The organism is Flammeovirga sp. OC4, from assembly GCF_000812565.1.
Lineage (GTDB): Bacteria > Bacteroidota > Bacteroidia > Cytophagales > Flammeovirgaceae > Flammeovirga.
On the sequence record NZ_JTAM01000129.1, the window covers coordinates 1 to 2,830 of the forward strand.

The following is a 2,830-nucleotide window of genomic DNA, read 5'->3' on the forward strand; positions in this document are numbered from 1 at the left end:
CGATAATAACCACATTCACTTTATACCAATAATGTGACCTAGTGGCGTATATCTATTAATAAAAAGTGCTTCCAATTATCCGTGAAAAATAGTTTGCTATTTGATTGTTGAAAGCTTTGACAATTTATATGTTATTGTATTACAAATCAAAAAATGGTAAAGTATTTTTACTGATGAAGGGAAAGCAAAATCATTGGATACATTTATTTGTTCATTTTAGTTCATTTGCGCCTGTTCAATATACTCTTTAGGACTCACTCCCACCTTCTTTTTAAACAATCTCGAAAAGTATTGAGGATACTCAAACCCTAACTCATAAGCCGTCTTAGAAATAGACGCATTTGGAGCAAGTAACAGGCTTTTCGCTTCACCAATCAAATAAAGATTAATCTGATCTACGGCAGTTTTTCCCGTTTCTGCTTTAATCGTATCACTCATATATCGATGACTAACATCCAGTTGTTCCGCCAACCAATCAACAGTAGGAATTCCCTTTTCCTGCAACTGTCCAGCCTCAGAGTAAGCATTAAGAATGTTTGTAAAACGTGTAAACAACACCTGATTTAGTTCTTGACGATTAAGGAATTGACGTTTGTAGAACCTGTCAATATATTTTAACATGGTCTCCAGATGAGATAGGATTAATTCTTTGCTGAATTCGTCTTGGTTATTGTGGTATTCAGCCTCAATGTTTCTATAAATTGATTTGATAATTTCTTCTTCTTTTGGAGACAGATGAAGTGCTTCATTGACTTGATAGTTGAAGTAGTTGTACTTCTTGATTGTATCGTAAAGTGGGGTACCTGAGAAATAATCTTTATGAAAACAAATGTGGTAGGCTTCAGCACTAAATACCACTCCTTTAAAAATCAACGTCTGATTTGGAGCAGTACAAAGCAAAGTCCCGTCCTTGCAATCATATTTAGTCCTTCCATAGGCAATCTCTCCTGAAACAATATTCTTTAGAGTAATTGAATAGAAATCACTGATCACTTTAACCTCTTCCTCTGAATTGTCCTCACACTCTGTGCTATCATTTACCCCTTGAGTATGATTGATTACACTAAACAAAGGGTTTTCTGGTGGAGGAAAACTATTTTGTGCATGAAAGTCTGATATCGATTTAAATTCTAATGTTTTCATCTTATTCCTAAAGTTACGAAAAAAGGAAAATTCCGCAGTCGTTTTTACACCACTGCGGAATATCTATTGTTTTTTTATTATTTACTGAAGAACTCTGCTACTGCATCCGCTGATACTTTTACTGCCTCTGGCTTGTAATAGAAATCAACATGAGTAAAGTTGTCTAACGCTAAAACTTCATGCTCACACGTTAGCTTTTCAATAAATTGTGTTGAACATACATTAGTGTAGGATTTTGTACTATAGATTACAATAGAGGGCTGTATGATTTTGTCTGCATAGGCTTCTCCAATGGAGAATAGTGATTGCATGGATTGGTCTCCAATATGCATGTTTGTGTAGTTTTCTACAGCGTCAACACCTCTTACCCCTGTTTTACCATAGTAATCATACGTCTCACTTCCCATAGGTCCAGCGATGGCTACATATTCCTCTTTTGTCATCTCGTCATCAAGTCCAAACGGCGCGACATAATCAGGCTCACCTGTTTCATACTGCTTTTGCATTGAGGCATTTGCTGCGGCAATTTGTCCCATCACCATTTCTTTATTAGACCATTGGAAACCATCTGCTGCCATCATACCAGAAACCATCGCGATTTTCTTTATTCTATGATCAGTCACTGCTGCAGAAGCGATTGTTGATCCACCTTGACAAACACCAAGTCCATAAATCTCATCTACAAAAGGTAGTGATCCTAAATAAGAAACAGCATCCCAAGTATTTTCTATTAATCTAAACGTATATCTAGATTGCTTATGCTCTCCAGGTAATGCTGGCGAGTCTCCCATACCTAAATAGTCAAATCCTAAATAGATAAATCCTCTTGCTGCCATTTCAGGGCCATAAGTGGCAGGAATTTGCTCTTTTACTTGTGGGAATGGACTTGCTCCTACAATGGCCTTATACTTTTTATTCAGGTCAAAACCTTCGGGAAGGTATAAATCTCCAGCTAACTGTACTCCAAATGATGTAAATGTTACTTTGTTTTTTCCTGCTTTTAAATTTTCCATTTTCGTATTTTTTAAGTTGTTTTTGATTTGTTTTTGTGCTGATACATTTAGTGTTAAGCCTGTAATCAGCATCAGGCTCATGATTGATTTAATAATAGTTTTCATAACTCTTATTCTCTGTTACAAAGGTCATAATTAAAGCGACCTAAATACTTAAACATTTTAGTAGAAGACTTACACTTTTTCGTTGTTGAGATTTGGAATAAGCTCCAGCGTAGAAGCTTCATGTTTTTGAGTATTAAAACCTAGCTTCATTATTGGGTAAATTATTCCCAATTTCTTTTTATAGGCTTTATTAATTTTTGGATTGATATCCTCTAGATCCGCTGGAGTTTTCCCGATGATAGGGATGATGGTATCACCATATTTGATCTCTCCATTAGGTGATTGCTGAAAAGCATGATACCAACTTTTTTTTCCAAACTTGTATTGACGTACAAAGAACCTTCCTTCGGCTTCTACAATTGTAATGTCAATAAAGCGATGCTTATTACCTGATCTAATTTGATGCACGTTATCTGCATTGATCAGTTCTGTGATCTCTTGTATTGTCATAATTTCTTTTTTGAATTATTACTAATACAAAGGTCAGGAGAAGGGGACATATTTGACTTAAACATTTTCGTTGAAGGCTTACACATTTACGTAAGTACATTGTAAACTAAATTATCGTC

Annotated in this window: 3 protein-coding genes; all 3 read right to left on the minus strand. The window is 35.4% G+C overall.

What is annotated here, in order from left to right:
- Positions 1–216 precede the first annotated feature (216 nt).
- The 3 genes from PL77_RS29320 to PL77_RS29330 all read right to left on the minus strand — a co-directional run bounded on the left by PL77_RS29320 (position 217) and on the right by PL77_RS29330 (position 2,711).
- Complete coding sequence (locus PL77_RS29320; RefSeq protein ID WP_044213444.1) at positions 217–1,143, minus strand: AraC family transcriptional regulator; 927 nt, start codon at positions 1,141–1,143, stop codon at positions 217–219.
- Between the two features lie 77 nt (positions 1,144–1,220).
- Positions 1,221–2,261: an alpha/beta hydrolase gene (locus tag PL77_RS29325; protein ID WP_216595956.1), complete on the minus strand. Its 1,041-nt coding sequence runs from the start codon at positions 2,259–2,261 to the stop codon at positions 1,221–1,223.
- Positions 2,262–2,330: 69 nt separating this feature from the next.
- A complete protein-coding gene (locus PL77_RS29330; RefSeq protein ID WP_044213445.1) occupies positions 2,331–2,711 on the minus strand; it encodes a DUF2255 family protein in 381 nt (126 codons plus the stop codon).
- Positions 2,712–2,830 lie beyond the last annotated feature (119 nt).